The sequence below is a fragment of the Azonexus sp. genome (assembly GCF_047638095.1).
Classification (GTDB): Bacteria; Pseudomonadota; Gammaproteobacteria; order Burkholderiales; family Rhodocyclaceae; genus Azonexus.
In genome coordinates this window covers 67,961-84,645 of record NZ_JBLJBW010000002.1, presented here as the reverse complement: position 1 = coordinate 84,645, position 16,685 = coordinate 67,961, and the positions used below count along the sequence as shown (strand labels likewise).

Genomic DNA, 16,685 nt, shown 5'->3' with positions numbered 1-16,685 from the left:
TATCGGGCCGCGGAGTAGGAGACTAGCCTGTGCGCGTGCTCTATCTGCATCCAGCCGGAGCATTCGGCGGTGCCTCGAAAAGCCTCATCGAGCTGTACCGGCAACTGTCCGGACATGGCGTCGTTGGGACGGTCCTGACTCCGGCCGGCTCAGCCCAGGGGGCGTTTGCTGCGGCCGGTCTGGATGTGCGGGTCGTGCGCGGACTCAGCCAGTTCGACAACACTCGTTTCGGCTTCTACCGACGCTTGCGTTGGCTGATTCTTTTACGTGAGCTGTATCTGCTGCCATTTTCGATCTGGGGGCTGTGGCGCATGCGCCATGAGGCCTTCGACCTGATCCACATCAACGAGTTGACCCTACTGCCGCTGGGCCTGCTAGCCAAGCACCTGTGGCGCGTGCCAATGGTGGTGCACGTGCGCTCCCTGCAGCGACTGCTCGGCAAAGGGTGGCGGACGCACTGGCTTACCGGCCTGCTTCGGAGGCACGCCGACGCGGTGGTGGCGATCGATCACACGGTGGCAGCGACTCTTGCCGACGGCCTGCCGCTGAGCGTCATCCACAACGGGCTGAGTATCGATGTCGGCGCTTCCCTATCCCGCCCAGCAGGCGAAATCGAGCCGGTTAAGGTCGGCTTTCTCGGTGTGTTGGTGGAGTTGAAGGGCATCTTCGAGTTGCTGGAAGCCATGCAGATTCTTAAGCAGCGAGGAGTTAACATCCGTTGCCTGGTGGCCGGCGAGAACGCTCGTCAGCTGTCGCGCTGGAAGGCATGGCTATTGGCGAAATTTGGCTTCGGGCGTGATGTCCGGGCTGAGTTGGAGGCATTGATCGAGCACCACGGGCTGCACCAGCATGTCGAGCTGCTCGGGTTTGTCGCGGATGTGCGGACGTTGTACCCACAGCTGGATATCCTCTGTTTTCCATCCCACCTGAACGCCGCAGGTCGGCCGGTTTTCGAGGCGGCTTTCTACGGTATTCCCAGTGTCGTGGCGGTGCGTGATCCGGTTGCGGATGCGGTGATCCATGAGGTGACCGGCTTGGCGATCGCGGAGCCGCAGCCGCCGCTGATAGCGAATGCCCTGCAAAGATTGGTCGAGGACTCCGAACTGCGATGCCGGCTCGGCACCCAGGCCAGGATCTGGGCGAAGCAAACTTTCACCATCGAGGTCAATGCGGCGCGTATGGCGGAACTCTACCAAGCGGTTGTTTCCAAAATGGCGGGGCGTTAAATCATGCGTATCCTGGTGCTTTCTCAATATTTCTGGCCGGAAAGTTTCATCATCAATGACATCGTGCGCATTCTGGAAGCGCAGGGGCACACGGTGGTGGTGGCGACGGGCAAGCCCAACTATCCTGACGGCAAGGTGTTTCCGGGCTACCGCGCCCTGGGAACGCAGCGCGAATCCTATCTGGAGCGCATCGAAGTGCTGCGCGTACCGGTGTGGCCGCGCCGTAATGGTGGCGCGCTCAACCTGTCGCTCAACTACCTTTCGTTTGTCATCGCCGGCCTGACCTGCCTGCCCTGGATGCTGCGCAAATACGACTTTGATGCCATCCTGGTGTTTGCACCTTCGCCCGTCACTCAGGTGATTCCGGCCATTCTCCTGAAGTCGCTGAAGCGCGCCCGGCTGGCGTTATGGGTGCAGGATCTGTGGCCGGACAGCCTGGCGGCGACGGGCTATGTGCGCAATCGCCATCTGCTGTGGCTGGCCGGCAGGATGGTGCGGCGAATTTATCGCCACTGCGATGCCTTGCTGGTGCAATCGCGCGCTTTCATCGAGCCGGTGGCGCACTATGCCGAGCGCGACAAGATTCATTACTACCCCAATTCCATCGATGTGCACACCGACAATGCGGCGGTTGCCATTCCGGAAGAACTCGAGCGCGTGTTGAAGCAAAATTTCTGTGTCGTTTTTGCCGGCAACCTGGGCACGGCGCAGGCGCTGGATATACTGGTGCAAGCGGCCGAGCAGTTGCGTGACGAGCCAGATATCCGCCTGGTCGTGATTGGCAGCGGCAGTCGCCTGGACTGGTTACGGGCGCAACAGCAGGCCTTGGGGCTGGATAAGCTCATCATCGCGGGAAGATTTCCGACGGGGGCCATGCCGGCCATTTTCGCGCAGGCCTCGGCCCTGCTGGTATCGCTCAAGGACGAGCCGGCCTTCGCCCAGACTATTCCCAGCAAGATCCAGGCCTACCTGGCGGCGGGACGGCCGATCCTCGCCAGCATCAATGGCGAAGGCGCGCGGGTAGTGAGCGAAGCGGGTGCCGGCCTGGTGTCGCCGGCCGGGCAGGTGCAGCCCTTGGTGGAAAACATCCGCCGCATGAAGCATCTGGGGGCTGAGCGCCGGGCGGCCATGGGGGCCGCCGGCCGGATGTATTTCGATGCACATTTCGATATGCACCGACAGGTTGCAGCGCTGGTCGAGCATTTGTCCGGCACAACGGAAAGCTGAGGTCAGGATGAGAGTTCTCGTATTGGGTGCGACCGGCATGCTGGGCCATGTCGTTTTTCGCGTTTTTTCAGCCGCTGCCGGCCACGACACCTGGGGTACCCTGCGCAGTGCGGCGGGTTTGCGGCATTTTCCCGAAGCCACCCACGCCCGGCTGCTCTGCGGTGTCGATGTGCTCGATCAGGATGCCTTGCTGGCCGTCATGGCGCGGGTGAAACCGGAAATTGTCATTAACTGCGTCGGCCTGATCAAGCAACTGGCCGATGCTGGCGACCCGCTGACGGCCCTGCCGATCAATGCCATGCTGCCGCACCGACTGGCTCGCCTGTGCGCGCTGGCGGGGGCGCGCCTGATCCATGTCAGCACCGACTGCGTTTTTTCCGGGCGCAAAGGGAAGTATCTGGAAAGCGACGTGTCGGACGCCGAAGACCTCTACGGCAAATCGAAATACATCGGCGAAGTGCACGATACGGCGCATGTCATCACCCTGCGCACCTCGATCATCGGGCACGAACTCGACTCCAGTCATGCCCTGGTCGACTGGTTTCTGTCGCAGCAGGGGGAGGTTCGGGGATTTACCCGGGCGGTATTTTCCGGCCTGCCGACCGTCGAGCTGGCGCGGGTCATGAAAGATTACGTGCTTCCGCACCCGGCGCTACATGGGCTGTATCATGTCGCCGCCGAGCCGATCGACAAGTTCAGCCTGCTCAACCTGGTGGCGGCGCAGTACAGCAAGCCGATCGAGATTCGTCCGGATGATGCACTGGTGATCGACCGTTCGCTGGAGGGTTCGCATTTCCGCGCGGCCACCGGCTATGTGGCACCGGTCTGGCCCGAGCTGATCCGGCGCATGCATACGCAGCGCTAACTATTCGCTAATGAAGAAGAATCCACGCAGCCGCCGTGCTGCGTTCATGTTCAGGAAAGTTCCATGTTCGATAACAAGGTTTTGATGATCACCGGGGGCACCGGCTCTTTTGGTCATACCGTGCTCAGGCGCTTTCTCAACACCTCCGTGCGCGAGATTCGCATTTTCTCCCGCGACGAGAAAAAGCAGGAAGACATGCGCATCGCCCTGGCCAACGACAAGGTCAAGTTCTACATCGGCGACGTGCGTGACTACGACAGCCTCCGGCAGGCCATGGTCGGTGTCGATTACGTCTTTCACGCGGCAGCCTTGAAGCAGGTGCCGTCCTGCGAGTTTTATCCGATGGAAGCGGTGCGCACCAACATCAACGGCACCGAAAACGTGCTCAACGCGGCGATTGCCAGCGGCGTGCAGCGGGTGGTGGTGTTGTCCACCGACAAGGCGGTCTATCCGATCAACGCCATGGGCATCTCCAAGGCCATGGCCGAGAAGCTGATGGTGGCCAAGTCGCGGATGATCCCCGAAGGCGGCACCGTACTCTGCGCCACCCGCTACGGCAACGTGATGGCTTCGCGCGGTTCGGTGATTCCGCTGTTTGTCGACCAATTGCGCGCCGGTGAGCCACTGACCGTGACCGATCCGCAGATGACCCGCTTCCTGATGTCGCTGGAAGACTCGGTCGATCTGGTGCTGTACGCCTTTACGCATGGACAACAGGGCGATTTATTCGTGCAGAAGGCCCCGGCCTCCACCGTCGGCGAGCTGGCCCAAGCGCTCAAGGAGCTGTTTGGCTGCGACAACCCGGTGCGGGTGATTGGCACCCGGCACGGCGAAAAACTCTACGAGTCGCTGGTGTCGCGTGAGGAAATGGCCAAGGCCGAAGACATGGGGCGCTACTACCGCATCCCGGCGGACAATCGTGACCTGAATTACAAAAAATACTTCGTCGAAGGCGAGGAAAAAATCTCCGGTCTGGACGACTACACCTCGCACAACACCCAGCGTCTGGACGTAGCCGGCATCAAAGTGCTGCTGCGCCGGCTCGACTACATCAGGGAGCAGCTCGATGCTTAAGGTCATGACCCTGGTCGGCACCCGCCCGGAGCTGATCAAGATGAGCCGGGTGATCGCCGAATTCGACCGCCACACCCAGCATGTGCTGGTGCATTCCGGACAGAACTACGACTACGAACTGAACCAGGTTTTCTTCGACGATCTGGGCATCCGCAAGCCCGATCATTTCCTGGGCGCCGCCGGCGAAACCGCCGCGCAAACCATCGCCGAAGTGATCGCCAAGGCGGATGCGGTGTTCGCGCTGGAACAACCCAATGCGCTGCTGCTCTATGGCGACACCAACACCTGTCTCGCCGTCATTGCGGCCAAACGGCGCAAAATTCCGGTATTTCACATGGAAGCGGGCAACCGCTGTTTCGATCAGCGTGTGCCGGAAGAAATCAATCGCAAGGTGCTCGATCATCTCAGCGACATCAACCTGGTGCTGACCGAGCATGCCCGCCGCTACCTCATTGCCGAGGGTATCCGCCCGGAAACCATCATCAAGACCGGCTCGCACATGCGCGAGGTGCTGGATTACTACCGCCCGAAGATCCAGGCCTCCACTGTGCTACAGAACATGGGGCTAACGCCGGGCAAGTTTTTCATCGTCAGCGCTCACCGCGAAGAAAACGTCGATACCCCGGAGAATCTGCGCGATCTGCTGGCAACACTCAACGCACTGGCGGCAACCTACGATGTGCCGGTGATCGTGTCCACCCATCCGCGCACCCGTAAGCGCCTCGATGCCCTGTCCGGCATTTCCCTGGATGCGCGCGTGCAGTTCATGAAACCGTTTGGTTTCTGCGATTACATCCGCCTGCAGATGGATTCCCTGTGCGTGGTCTCCGATAGCGGCACGATTACCGAAGAGGCTTCCCTGCTCAACCTGCCGGCCGTCACCATCCGTAATGCGCACGAGCGCCCGGAAGGCATGGATGCCGGCACGCTCATCATGGCCGGACTGAAGCGGGAGCGGGTGCTGGAAGCCGTCGGCATCATCATTGCCCAGTATGACCGCCAGCAGCACGCGACGCGTCCGGTGGCGGAGTATGAGAACCCCGCGGTGGCGAGACAGGTGCTGCGGGTCGTGACGAGCTACACCGATTACGTCAACCGTACGGTGTGGCATCAGGAGACTTGACCGATGACCGTTCTCGTGACCGGAGCCAATGGGCTGGTCGGTCGGGCCCTCATTAACGCCATGCACCAGCGCGGTGTAGCCTGCCGTGGTGTGGTGCGCCGTGCGGCCCTGCAGCACTCCACCGATGATGTGGTGCTGCCGGAGCAGAACGAACAGACCGACTGGCAGCCGGCGCTGGCGGGCGTGTCGGCCGTGATTCACTGCGCAGCACAAACGCGAGTCACGCCGGCGGAGGCAGCCGATCCCAGGGCGGCTTATCGCCAGATCAATGTTGCGGCCACCCTGCAACTGGCGCGCCAGGCCGCTGCGGCTGGCGTTCAACGTTTTGTGTTTGTCAGCTCGGTAAAGGTCAATGGCGAACAGACCCTGCCGGGCAAACCGTTCACCGCCGCCGATCTACCGGCACCGGAAGATGCCTATGCCCGCTCGAAGGCGGAAGCCGAAGCCGGTTTGCAGGAAATTGCCCGGCACACCGGCATGGCTCTGGTGATCGTGCGCCCGCCGCTGATCTATGGCCCCGGGGTGCAGGGCAATTTCGCCAGCCTGTGGCGCTGGGTGGCAGCGGGCATTCCCTTACCCTTTGCCGCACTGACGCAAAACCGGCGCAGCCTGGTGGCGCTCGACAATCTGGTCGATCTGCTACTGACCTGTGTGCACCATGCGCAGGCCGCCGGTCAGATTTTCCTGGTCAGCGATGGCGAAGATGTGTCCACCGCCGCATTGCTGCAGCGCATGGCGCAAGCTCAGGGCAGGTCGGCACGCTTGCTGTGGCTACCGGCCGGCCTCATGCAGTGGGCCGCCCGAGTGCTGGGAAAACAGGCTATTAGCCAGCGTCTGTGCGGTTCCCTGCAAGTCGATAATGCCGCCTGCCAGCAACTGAATTGGCGTCCACCACTGACGCTGGACGAAGGTTTGCGACGTGTTGCGGGGAAGTAAAACCATGCTGCGTATATTCGATATCCTGTTTTCCCTGCTTGGTTTGATTTTTGGCGCGCCGCTGTTGTTGGCGGTCTATTTGGTTGGGCTGTTCGATACCGGCTCCCCGTTGTTTCGTCAGGTGCGCGTGGGGCGGGGCCAAAAACCCTTCACCCTCGTCAAATTTCGCACCATGCGCGTGGGGACGGCCTCGGTGGCCAGCCATCTAGCCGATACGGCGGCCATTACCCGCATGGGCACATTTCTGCGGCGCAGCAAGCTCGACGAACTGCCGCAGCTATGGAATGTATTGAAAGGCGAGATGAGTCTGGTCGGCCCACGTCCCGGACTGTTCAATCAAACGGAACTGCTGGCAGCGCGCGAAAAACATGGCGTGTTCGCCGCCCGTCCCGGCATTACCGGCCTGGCTCAGATCAGCGGCATCGATATGTCTACGCCGGAACTGCTGGCGCAGACCGACGCCCACATGCTGGCCAATCTGACGCTGGCAGCCTATTTCCGCTATATCGTCCAGACCGTGTTGGGCGGCGGCCAAGGCGATGCCGCCAAGGGGTAGCAGAGCATGAGTTCCCTGCCTCAGCGTCTGGCTTCCCCCATGCTCGCTCTGCCACGCGCAGCCAAGCGTCTGGTCGCCCTGCTGCTCGATGCGGGCCTCTGCATCCTGGCCGTCTGGCTGGCTTATTTCCTACGCCTGGGCGATTTTGTATCGCTCATGGATGGCACGCCTTGGGCTCAGGGCGCGATGCTGGCCGCCGCCGTGTCCATTGCCCTGGCCATGCCCGTGTTCATCGTTTTCGGGCTGTACCGCGCCATTTTCCGCTACAGCGGCTGGCCTGCCTTGCTGGCGGTGGCGCGGGCCGTGGCGGTGTATGGTGTGGTGTATGCGGCCATTTTCATGGCCATCGGTGTGCCCGGCGTGCCGCGCACGGTGGGCATCATCCAGCCGATTCTGCTGTTGCTCATGGTGGGCCTGTCGCGGCTCATGGTGCGGCTGTGGCTGGGAGATGAATACCGCAGCCTGCTGCGCCGGGCGGCGCGGCCCAAGGTGTTGATTTACGGGGCGGGAACGACCGGGCGGCAGCTGGCGCAGGCGATGATCCACAGCACGGAAATGCAGGTGGTGGGCTTTCTCGACGACGATGAGCGCCTGCACGGCCAGGTCTTGAATGGCCAGCCGATTTACCGCCCGCAAGATCTGCCGGAACGGGTGCAGACGCTCGGTATCGCGGATGTTCTGCTGGCGATGCCGCGCTTGTCACGTCATCGCCGCAATGAAATCCTGGGAGAAATCCGTCTGGCCCAGGTGGCCGTGCGCACCTTGCCGAGTTTGGTCGATCTGGCGCAGGGCAAGATCAGTGTGTCGGACTTGCGCGAGCTGGATATCGACGACCTGCTCGGGCGCGAATCGGTGACACCCGACCCGGTTTTGCTGGCGAAAAATATTGCGGGAAAAACGGTGCTGGTGACGGGGGCGGGCGGCTCCATCGGCAGCGAGCTGTGCCGGCAGATTCTGGCGGTGGGCCCCGCCCGCTTGCTGCTGATCGAGCAGAGCGAATTTGCCCTCTATGCCATCCACCATGAGCTGGAAACCCGCCTGGCAGGCGGCAGCACCGAACTGCTGCCGCTGCTGGCCTCGGTGCAGGATGTTGCGCGCATGCACGAGATCCTGTCCACCTGGCAGCCGGATACGGTGTACCACGCGGCGGCCTACAAGCACGTGCCACTGGTCGAGCACAACCCGGCGGCGGGCATCAAAAACAACCTGCTGGGCACCCTGCGCACGGCCCAGGCGGCGCTGGCAAACGGCGTGGACGATTTCGTGCTCATCAGCACCGACAAGGCGGTACGCCCGACCAATGTGATGGGGGCCAGCAAGCGCCTGGCCGAAATGGCTCTGCAGGCGCTTGCAGCCAGCACGACAGGCACCCGCTTTAGCATGGTGCGTTTCGGCAATGTGCTGGGTTCATCCGGCTCGGTGGTGCCGAAGTTTCGCCAGCAAATCCGTGAGGGCGGCCCGCTTACCCTGACGCACCCCGAAGTCACCCGCTATTTCATGACCATTCCCGAAGCGGCGCAACTGGTGATCCAGGCGGGTGCCATGGCCCAGGGCGGCGACGTTTTCGTGCTCGACATGGGCCAACCGGTGAAAATCATCGACCTGGCGCGGCAGATGATCGAACTTTCGGGGCTGACGATGAAAGACGAACAGCATCCTGACGGCGATATCGCCATTGCGCTTTCCGGCCTGCGCCCGGGTGAAAAACTCTACGAAGAGCTGCTGATCGGCGACAACCCCAAACCCACCGAGCACCCACGCATCATGAAAGCGCATGAAGAATTCATCCCTTGGGCCGAGTTTGCGCCCAAGCTTGCCGCCCTGGAATTGGCACTGAACGCCAATGACGTTGGGCGCATCCGCCAGATGCTGCAGCAGTGGGTGGCGGGTTACAGCCCCAGCGACGACATCGTCGATTGGGTTTATCTGGAACAGGGCGCACGGGTGCAAACCGCAAACAAAGAAAACGCCTGATTCTCGACAATTCGCCAAAAATTTCAACAACTTGCCGGCATCTGTCAAAAACCAAGCTTGCGCAGCCCGCTTAAATAGCCGTCAAAAGCACGCAAAACAGGAAAAATCTTAGCTACTACGCCTTTTTAGGTATTTCTCCCGCTAGCAAAGCCGGAAAGAATGCGACAGGCAAAGCCGGAAGGCTTGCGCAACAAGGCAGCGCGGGCTTTTACCCGATTTTGACCGCCGTTTTTCGCGCTTTCTGTACACATACCATCGCGCAAACCATCGCGCACAGCATCGGATAGCGCCCCAAACATCGCGCCGTACGCGGGAAAGTCGTTCATGAAAATCAATACCCCAGTCACCACCATCGAACGGGAGTTTCCCCTCGGCAAATACATCGTTTCACGCACCGATCTGAAGGGCATCATCACCTACGCCGACGATACTTTTGTCGACGTCAGCGGTTTTTCGCGCGAGGAATTGCTGGGGAAAAACCATAACATCGTACGCCACCCGGATATGCCGCCAGCAGCCTTCGCCTGGGCCTGGGATACGCTCAAGGCAGATCGCCCCTGGCGCGGACTGGTCAAAAACCGCTGCAAAAACGGGGATTTTTACTGGGTCGATGCGCTGATCGTCCCGGTTTTGCAGGCGGGCGAAAAAATTGGCTACATGTCGGTGCGCACCCGCCCGGAGCGCGCGGCAATCGTGGCGGCCGAGGCGCTCTACAAAAAACTGCAAGCAGGGCAAGCCAGTACGCCCAAAGCCAGCCGTTGGGCGCAACTGCCGCTGCGCGGCAAGCTGCAGGCACTGGTAGTGGGCATGATCACGGCGCAGCTTTTGGCCGTCGGTGCAGAGTCGTTCGGTGCGCAGCTGGGGATTCCCACCGGCACGCTCAATACCCTGGTGACACTTTTGAGCGCCGGCGGCATTGCCGCCGCTTTGGCGCTACTCCTGCTGCAAAACCGCCTGATGACCATCGTTGGGCGCATTACGGGGCGCTTGCAGCATATCGCCCAGGGCGATTTGACCGACGATATTCCGCTGCACCGGGTCGATGAACTGGGCCGCTTGAATGATGCCCTGGTCACCATGCAAACCCATTTGCGCGCCATGCTGGCAGAAATTGCCGAACAAAGCGGCACGGTCGATACGCATATCCAGGCCCTGGGCGGCGACATCGAAGACACACGACGGGCGACCAGCGCGCAATCGAACGCAGCCCAGCGCATTGCCGCCTCGGTCGAACAGTTAGTGAGCGCCGTCGATCAGATTGCCGGCGACGCACAACAGGCCGCGCAGGCGGTCGCCACCTCACACACGCTGCTCACGGCGGCCTCCGAAGGCATGCAGCAGAGCCAGACGGCCGCCGATCATGTGGTGCATACGGTGCATGATGCCGGGCGCAGCATGGATGCGCTCTTTCATTCCATTTCAGCGATTGAACGGGTCAGCCAGGTGATCCGTGAAATTGCCGACCAAACTAATCTACTCGCACTCAATGCCGCAATCGAAGCGGCGCGCGCCGGGGAATCCGGGCGCGGCTTTGCCGTGGTGGCGGACGAAGTACGCAAGCTGGCGGAAAATTCGAGCAAGCAAACCAGCGAAATCAGCAGCAGCATTCAGCGCATCCAGAGCAGCACCCAGGCCGCGCTGAGCACCATGACCGTGGCAGGCACGCAGGTCGATGCCGTCAATCAAACGGCCAAAAGCGCGCGTACAGGTCTGGATACGGTCGCCGCACAGGGCACCACCATCGGCCAGCTGGCCGATCACATCGCCCATCGCACCCGCCAGCAAGCCACGGCAGGCAGCGATATTGCCCTACAGATGGAAGACATTCTCAGCGGCATCAGCCAGACCTCCAGCACGATCGAAGAAGTCACGGCGCGCAGCACGCGCATCCAGGAAGCCACGGCGCGGCTGCGCGAACTGGTCACCTATTTCCGCTTCATTCGCTAAACCCCGGCGCACCCCGAGTGCACACAAGTGCGCCGGGGATCATTACTATGTCGGCTGGCGCGCCGGGCATCCTCACTTCGGCAAAACCCCAGCCCGGCGCGCCTCCATGACAAAACGGCGCGTCCCAGCGGCGACAACATCAACAGGAGCAACAGCACATGACCCAGATCGTTCTCAGCGAAATCCACGGCAAGGTGGGTTTGATCCGCATCAATCGCCCGGAAGCGATGAATGCCTTGAATAATGAAGTGGTAGACGGCATCGCCGCCGCCATCGACCAGTTTGAAGCCGACGAAAACATCGGCTGCATCGTCCTCACCGGGAACGAAAAGGCCTTTGCCGCCGGGGCCGATATTGGCTTCATGAAAGAGTTTGACTACATGCACGCCTATAAAACCGATTTCATCACGCGCAACTGGGAACGCATCAAGACCACGCGCAAACCGGTGATTGCGGCCGTGGCCGGCTTTGCGCTGGGGGGCGGCTGCGAGTTGGCGATGATGTGCGACATGATTTTTGCTGCCGACACCGCTAAATTCGGCCAACCCGAAATCAAGCTCGGCACGCTACCCGGCGCCGGCGGCACGCAGCGTCTGCCGCGCGCCGTAGGCAAGGCAAAAGCCATGGACATGTGCCTCACCGGGCGCTTCATGGATGCCGCAGAAGCAGAAAAATCCGGCCTCGTGGCACGCGTGATTCAGGCCGAGCAACTGCTCGATGAGACTTTGAAAGCCGCACAAACCATCGCCGGCTTCTCGCTACCGGTAATCATGATGATCAAGGAAACCGTGAATCGCGCTTTTGAATCTTCCTTGAACGAAGGTTTGCTGTTCGAGCGGCGCGTTTTTCATGCCTCATTTGCCCTGGAAGATCAAAAAGAGGGCATGGCAGCATTTGCCGAAAAACGTAAGGCGAATTTCAAGAATCGTTGATTAGGAAATGGCTGTGCGAATACGCCTGCTCATCGTGCAGCAGGCCCATCGCATCGCTGATGAGTGATGTCAGCTGATCGGCCTCGAGGGCGGCGAGCTCACATCATCGATCCCTGTGCCTGTTGATCATCGGCATCCAGCCGATCCAGAACTGCCAGTGCCTGCTTGACATCACCGGTTGCGGCCATTGCCCGAAAGTGATTCTCGGTATCCCATGCTGCCAATGCCCTCGCACTCATTTCCTCAACCAGCTTGTTGGTGCTGAGACCGCGACTCTTTGCCAGCGACTTCAAACGCTCTGCCGTATCATCCGGCAAGCGTATCGTTAATGTTGTCATAGCCATTCCTCCAGACATTGTGCAGGTGTCAGCACCCGCAGTTGACCAAAGACCAGCTCCCCCCGACCAAGATCCCGCAGGTTGTGCGTCACGATCCCGGCGGCCCCTCCGGCCAGTGCGAGTTCCACCAAATGGTTGTCCGCTTCATCGGGAAGGTTGGGACGCCACCCATAGTAGATCGTCACCCACCGACCACGTTGAGCCAGTGCTGCCAGCACCTGCTCCCGCTCCCGTGCAGTCGTTGCAGTGCCCCAGACATCCCGCCCGAGCAAATCGCAATACTCTTGCCACAAGGCATTCCCAAACAACGGCTGATAGCGCCCATCAAGCACACGGCGCAAGACTGCACGCGACGCACCACCTCCCGAGCGCAACCCTGCCACAAACACATTCGTATCAATAACCAGTCGAACCATAGTGACAGCATATACGACAGCATTTTATTGGGCAAGAAGCGGGACATTTCAAAAACGAAAACCAAAGCCCTTCAAAATCTCGCCGGTTTCGCACAAGGGCAAGCCCATGATGCCGCTGTAACTGCCGTTGATATGCGCCACGAACAAGCCGGCGCGGCCCTGGATGCCGTAAGCGCCGGCTTTGTCCATGGGTTCGCCGGAAAGCACATAGCGGCGAATTTCCTCGGCATCCAGCACACGAAAACGCACCTCGCTGAGCGACAAAACGTAGTCGCTACGTTGGGCCGTCGCCACGGCGACGCCGGTCAGCACGCGGTGGCTGCGCCCGGAAAGGCGCTGCAAGATGCGGCTGGCCTCGGCACCATCCCTGGGTTTGCCGATGATTTCGCCATCCATTTCGAGCGTGGTATCCGCTGCGAGCACAGGATGTGCCACGAGCCGGCGTTCCTGGATCAAAGCAATGCCCTGCGCTGCCTTGGCGCGACTGACCCGCTCGACATAGGCGGCCGGCGCTTCGCCCGCTTGCGGTGTTTCATCGACCGCAATGGCACCGATCAGGGTATCGAACTCGATGCCGATCTGATGCAGCAATTCACGCCGGCGCGGGCTGCGCGAAGCAAGGTAAAGGCGCATCAGCCCTCGCGATGATAAGGATGGTTTTTGAGCACGCTCACCGCCCGGTAAAGCTGTTCGCACAAAATCAGGCGGGCCATGCCGTGGGGCAGGGTGAGGCTGGAGAGGCGGATTTTTTCAGCCGCGCGGGCTTTCAGGGCAGGATCGATCCCGTCGGCACCGCCAATGATGAGACTGACATCGCGTCCGTCGACCTGCCAAAGTTCGAGCTGCCGGGCGAGCTGCAAGGTGGTGAGGTCGCTGCCCTTTTCGTCGAGCACGACGCAACGGGTACCGGCGGCGAGCGCTGCTTCGATCCGCGTGCGCTCGGCGGCCAACAGTTGTTCGCGGGTTTTGCTGCCGCGCGGCTCCGGCTTGATTTCGACGATGCGCGCCGCCATTTCCGGCGGCAGGCGCTTGAGGTATTCACTGCAGCCAGCATTGACCCAGTCGGGTTGCCGATGGCCGACGGCGAAAACGGCAAGTTTCATGCCTCGCGCGCGGGGGCCAGCGCCGGTTTGCGGGGCTGGGCGGGGCTGGCCTGCCACAGCTCTTCTAGGTTGTAGTACGCGCGCGTGGCCGGTTGCATGACGTGCACGATCATCTCGCCCAAATCCACCAGCACCCATTCGCCGCTGTCTTCGCCTTCGACCGACACCACGCTGCCACCGGCCTCGCGTACTTTTTTCTGCACGTTGTCGGCAAGCGAGCGCACCTGCCGGTTGGAGTCGCCGGTGGCAATCACCATGCGCTCAAAAAGCGGGGTCAGCTGCTGCGTGTCGATGACTTCGATCGCTTTGCCTTTGATGTCTTCCAGGGCGTCGACGACGATTTTTTCCAGGGTGTGAATGTCCATACGTTTCGTTTCAAAGAGAGGTGTAAAGGGAATGCGCCCGAATATAGTCGACAAGCTTCTGCGGCAGCAAATAACGCACCGACTGCCCGGCCGCGAGTGCCTGGCGTATGCCGGTGGCGGAAATCGCCAGCGCCGTCAGGGGAAAATGCACGACGTAACCGGCGGGAGCCTTGTGCACCGCCTCGGCCGGGGCGGCGCGTTGCGCAAACTCTGCCGCCAAGGCGCTCGGTAACTGTGCCGGATCGAGCGCATAACCAGGGCGCTCGGCAATCGCCAGATGCGCCAGCGCGAACAATTCCGGCCATTGATGCCAGGTCGTCAAAGCCGCCGCCGCATCCGCCCCCAGCAAAAGCACCAAAGGCTGCTGCGGGCCAAAGTGTGCGCGCAAGCGTTGCAGGGTATGCACGGTGTAACTGCGGGTGCTCGCGTCTACTTCTGCGCTATCGAGCGAAAACCGCGGATTGTCGGCAATCGCCAGGCGCACCATGGCCAGGCGCTGTGCGCCGCTGACTTCTGGCGGCGGGCGATGCGGCGGCCAACCGGCGGGAATCCAGCGCACTTCCTGCAAACCCAGGCTGTCGCAGGCCTCTTCCGCCAGACGCAAATGGGCATGATGTACCGGATTGAAGGTGCCACCATAAAGCCCGATGGCGCGGCGCGCCTCAGACAATTTCTGAAATTCCGAAAATATCGCGGTAGGCAACGTAAAAACTGGCAAAAATTGTCGGGGCCAGAACGCCGACCAGGGCAAACATGGCGAGCGCCCCCAAAAGGGGAGCCAGGCCGCTCGGCAAAATCATCCCGAGCACGCCCAAGGCCATGCCCGGCAAGACACCGCCGACCAGGCACAGCCCCAGGCCATACACCAGAAAGGGCCGCCAGTTGATCACACAGGCCATGAAACTGAAAAACAAGGCCTTGCCGACGCCTTGCTGATGCCAGGCGACCAGCACCGGCGCAAACCACCAGGCCATGAAAACGGGGACCAGCCCGAGCAGCGCAAACAAGACCGGTAAGCCGAAATCGCCATCTTCCAGCGCCGCCCGCTCGACCTTGTCGCCGGCCAGCAAAAAACGCAGAAAATCACCGCCGTCGGCCAGTGCAGAAAGCGCAAGGGCCGCCAAAGAGGCCAGCAGGTATAAACCGCCCAGCCAGAGCAAAGGTTTGTAATTGCCACGCCAGGCATCAAACAGGGTGGCGAGTGAAATCGGCCGGTTGTGCTCCAGATGACGCGCCGAGAGCATCAAGCCGACGAGCAGGGCCGGGTTGATCAGGGCCGCCACCAGCGCGCCCAAAACCGGCAGCAGATTAATGAAAACGATGATGAACCAGTAGCTCATCACCTGCATGGCGAAAAGCAGGGGATTACGCCGATAAATCGCAAAGCCTTGTTGTAGCCAGTGCCAGCCGGCAACGGCAGGCAAATTTTGGGCGCGCACCGTTCAGGCTCCCGGAAAAATGTCGCGGTAAGAGGCGTAAACCGCCGCCGAGGCAATCGGCAAGAGCAAGAGCATGCCGATGCCCACCGGCAGCAAGGCAAAAAATGCGGCAATGAGTAAAAGCAAGCCAAACACGATCATCACCAGCCAGTTTTTTGCTCCGGCGGCGAAACTCGCCTTCATGGCGTCCAGCGCGGGCATGTCGTGAAAATACACCAGCGCCGGCGCAAACCAGGTGGCCATGATGACCGGCGCAGAAAGGATGAGCACCAGTAAGCCGGTGAGCACGACACCGCCCAGGGCAATACTCAAGCCCGCCACATTGCCGACCAGCCCGCCACCGATCAACCCACCGCCCACCAGGAGCGTGGCGAACAAGGCAATACCGAAAATTCCGCAGGCAAAAAATACGCCGACCATGACGAGCTGCCCGGCCTGGTGACGAAAACCGGCGAACAGCTCGGCGATCTGCGGCTCCCGCCCTTCGGCGATGCTGCGCGAAATCTGCAACATGCCGGCACCAAAAAGCGGCAATAAAAGATGAATGGCGATTTGCCCGATCAAGGGCGGCATGGCAATCGCCATGATGCACACGAGCAACAAGACACTGCTGCCCAGCCAGATGCCAGGATGCGCGATGAACATCGCCCAGCCTTGGGTCAGCCAGTCAAAGCAGGCCCCGGCATCTACGGTCTGGCTGTTGCCCTGGAAATTCTTGGGCGGCACGGGAAAGGCGGGCAGGCTGTTGCCGTCCGCATCCAGACGCCTGGATTCGCCGTCGATCGGCTTTTGCTCGCTCATGCGTTTGAATTTACCAGCGGTGGATGATCCACATCGGCGGGCGCACGGGATGTGGGTTGGTTTCGCTCTCTAACATGATGCCATCGCCGTGACGGTCCACCAGGTAATAGGGCTTACCGACGGCGGGCGTGACTTTGATCATGTAGAGCTTGCCGCCCGAACGATATTCCTCGCGGGTTTCTTTTTCGTTCTTGACGATGGTCACCTGCGGTTCGAGCGCCGCATCGAAGGCCTCCATCTCCGGCGGTGGCGGCGGCACGGCAGGCAGCGGTTGATTGCCCGCTGGCTGAGCCCCGACGGAAAAAACGGGAAGGGCGAACAAACACAGAAGCGGCAAAAGACGGCGCATGGGCTTTCCTTGGC

19 protein-coding genes are annotated in these 16,685 nt (G+C 61.1%); 10 read left to right on the top strand and 9 right to left on the bottom strand.

Annotated features, from left to right (window positions below; all coding sequences use genetic code 11):
* Nucleotides 1-35 precede the first annotated feature (35 nt).
* The 10 genes from ACM62Q_RS01015 to ACM62Q_RS00970 all read left to right on the top strand — a co-directional run bounded on the left by ACM62Q_RS01015 (nt 36) and on the right by ACM62Q_RS00970 (nt 11,860).
* Nucleotides 36-1,226: a glycosyltransferase family 4 protein gene (locus tag ACM62Q_RS01015; RefSeq protein WP_415033110.1), complete on the top strand. Its 1,191-nt coding sequence runs from the start codon at nt 36-38 to the stop codon at nt 1,224-1,226.
* A gap of 3 nt (nt 1,227-1,229) precedes the next feature.
* On the top strand, nt 1,230-2,453 hold the full coding sequence (locus ACM62Q_RS01010; protein WP_415033109.1) for a glycosyltransferase family 4 protein: 1,224 nt from the start codon (nt 1,230-1,232) through the stop codon (nt 2,451-2,453).
* Between the two features lie 7 nt (nt 2,454-2,460).
* A complete protein-coding gene (locus ACM62Q_RS01005; RefSeq protein WP_415033108.1) occupies nt 2,461-3,318 on the top strand; it encodes a dTDP-4-dehydrorhamnose reductase family protein in 858 nt (285 codons plus the stop codon).
* Nucleotides 3,319-3,381: 63 nt separating this feature from the next.
* A complete protein-coding gene (locus tag ACM62Q_RS01000; protein WP_415033107.1) occupies nt 3,382-4,392 on the top strand; it encodes a polysaccharide biosynthesis protein in 1,011 nt (336 codons plus the stop codon).
* The gene (gene wecB / locus ACM62Q_RS00995; RefSeq protein ID WP_415033106.1) at nt 4,385-5,515 is read left to right on the top strand and encodes a non-hydrolyzing UDP-N-acetylglucosamine 2-epimerase; all 1,131 of its coding nucleotides are present in this window, start codon (nt 4,385-4,387) and stop codon (nt 5,513-5,515) included. Before ACM62Q_RS01000 ends, wecB begins: the two co-directional genes overlap by 8 nt.
* 3 nt (nt 5,516-5,518) lie before the next feature.
* Entirely contained in the window at nt 5,519-6,451 is a 933-nt protein-coding gene (locus tag ACM62Q_RS00990; protein WP_415033105.1) for an NAD-dependent epimerase/dehydratase family protein, read from the top strand.
* A gap of 4 nt (nt 6,452-6,455) precedes the next feature.
* Nucleotides 6,456-7,007, top strand: a complete 552-nt coding sequence (locus ACM62Q_RS00985) for a sugar transferase (RefSeq protein ID WP_415033104.1) — start codon at nt 6,456-6,458, stop codon at nt 7,005-7,007.
* Between the two features lie 6 nt (nt 7,008-7,013).
* A complete protein-coding gene (locus ACM62Q_RS00980; protein ID WP_415033103.1) occupies nt 7,014-8,981 on the top strand; it encodes a polysaccharide biosynthesis protein in 1,968 nt (655 codons plus the stop codon).
* Nucleotides 8,982-9,305: 324 nt separating this feature from the next.
* Nucleotides 9,306-10,928, top strand: coding sequence for a methyl-accepting chemotaxis protein (locus ACM62Q_RS00975; RefSeq protein WP_415033102.1), 1,623 nt, complete (start codon nt 9,306-9,308; stop codon nt 10,926-10,928).
* Nucleotides 10,929-11,086: 158 nt separating this feature from the next.
* Nucleotides 11,087-11,860 (top strand): enoyl-CoA hydratase, encoded by a 774-nt coding sequence (locus tag ACM62Q_RS00970; protein WP_415033101.1) that lies wholly within the window; start codon nt 11,087-11,089, stop codon nt 11,858-11,860.
* A gap of 98 nt (nt 11,861-11,958) precedes the next feature.
* On the opposite strand, the gene ACM62Q_RS00965 is transcribed toward ACM62Q_RS00970, so the two are convergent.
* From ACM62Q_RS00965 to ACM62Q_RS00925, 9 genes are read right to left on the bottom strand one after another with little or no spacing between them, the layout of a single operon-like run.
* On the bottom strand, nt 11,959-12,198 hold the full coding sequence (locus ACM62Q_RS00965) for a CopG family transcriptional regulator (RefSeq protein WP_415033100.1): 240 nt from the start codon (nt 12,196-12,198) through the stop codon (nt 11,959-11,961).
* Nucleotides 12,195-12,614, bottom strand: a complete 420-nt coding sequence (locus ACM62Q_RS00960) for a putative toxin-antitoxin system toxin component, PIN family (RefSeq protein ID WP_415033099.1) — start codon at nt 12,612-12,614, stop codon at nt 12,195-12,197. Before ACM62Q_RS00960 ends, ACM62Q_RS00965 begins: the two co-directional genes overlap by 4 nt.
* Before the next feature lie 48 nt (nt 12,615-12,662).
* Nucleotides 12,663-13,247, bottom strand: a complete 585-nt coding sequence (locus ACM62Q_RS00955; protein ID WP_415033098.1) for a Maf family protein — start codon at nt 13,245-13,247, stop codon at nt 12,663-12,665.
* The gene (rlmH, locus tag ACM62Q_RS00950; protein ID WP_415033097.1) at nt 13,247-13,717 is read right to left on the bottom strand and encodes a 23S rRNA (pseudouridine(1915)-N(3))-methyltransferase RlmH; all 471 of its coding nucleotides are present in this window, start codon (nt 13,715-13,717) and stop codon (nt 13,247-13,249) included. The genes ACM62Q_RS00955 and rlmH overlap by 1 nt, the downstream gene beginning before the upstream one ends.
* Entirely contained in the window at nt 13,714-14,082 is a 369-nt protein-coding gene (gene rsfS, locus ACM62Q_RS00945) for a ribosome silencing factor (protein WP_415033096.1), read from the bottom strand. Before rsfS ends, rlmH begins: the two co-directional genes overlap by 4 nt.
* A gap of 10 nt (nt 14,083-14,092) precedes the next feature.
* A complete protein-coding gene (gene nadD, locus ACM62Q_RS00940) occupies nt 14,093-14,752 on the bottom strand; it encodes a nicotinate-nucleotide adenylyltransferase (RefSeq protein ID WP_415033095.1) in 660 nt (219 codons plus the stop codon).
* On the bottom strand, nt 14,745-15,521 hold the full coding sequence (locus tag ACM62Q_RS00935) for a BPSS1780 family membrane protein (protein ID WP_415033094.1): 777 nt from the start codon (nt 15,519-15,521) through the stop codon (nt 14,745-14,747). Before ACM62Q_RS00935 ends, nadD begins: the two co-directional genes overlap by 8 nt.
* Before the next feature lie 3 nt (nt 15,522-15,524).
* A complete protein-coding gene (locus tag ACM62Q_RS00930; protein ID WP_415033093.1) occupies nt 15,525-16,322 on the bottom strand; it encodes a BPSS1780 family membrane protein in 798 nt (265 codons plus the stop codon).
* Between the two features lie 10 nt (nt 16,323-16,332).
* Complete coding sequence (locus ACM62Q_RS00925) at nt 16,333-16,671, bottom strand: DUF2782 domain-containing protein (RefSeq protein WP_415033092.1); 339 nt, start codon at nt 16,669-16,671, stop codon at nt 16,333-16,335.
* Nucleotides 16,672-16,685: the final 14 nt, after the last annotated feature.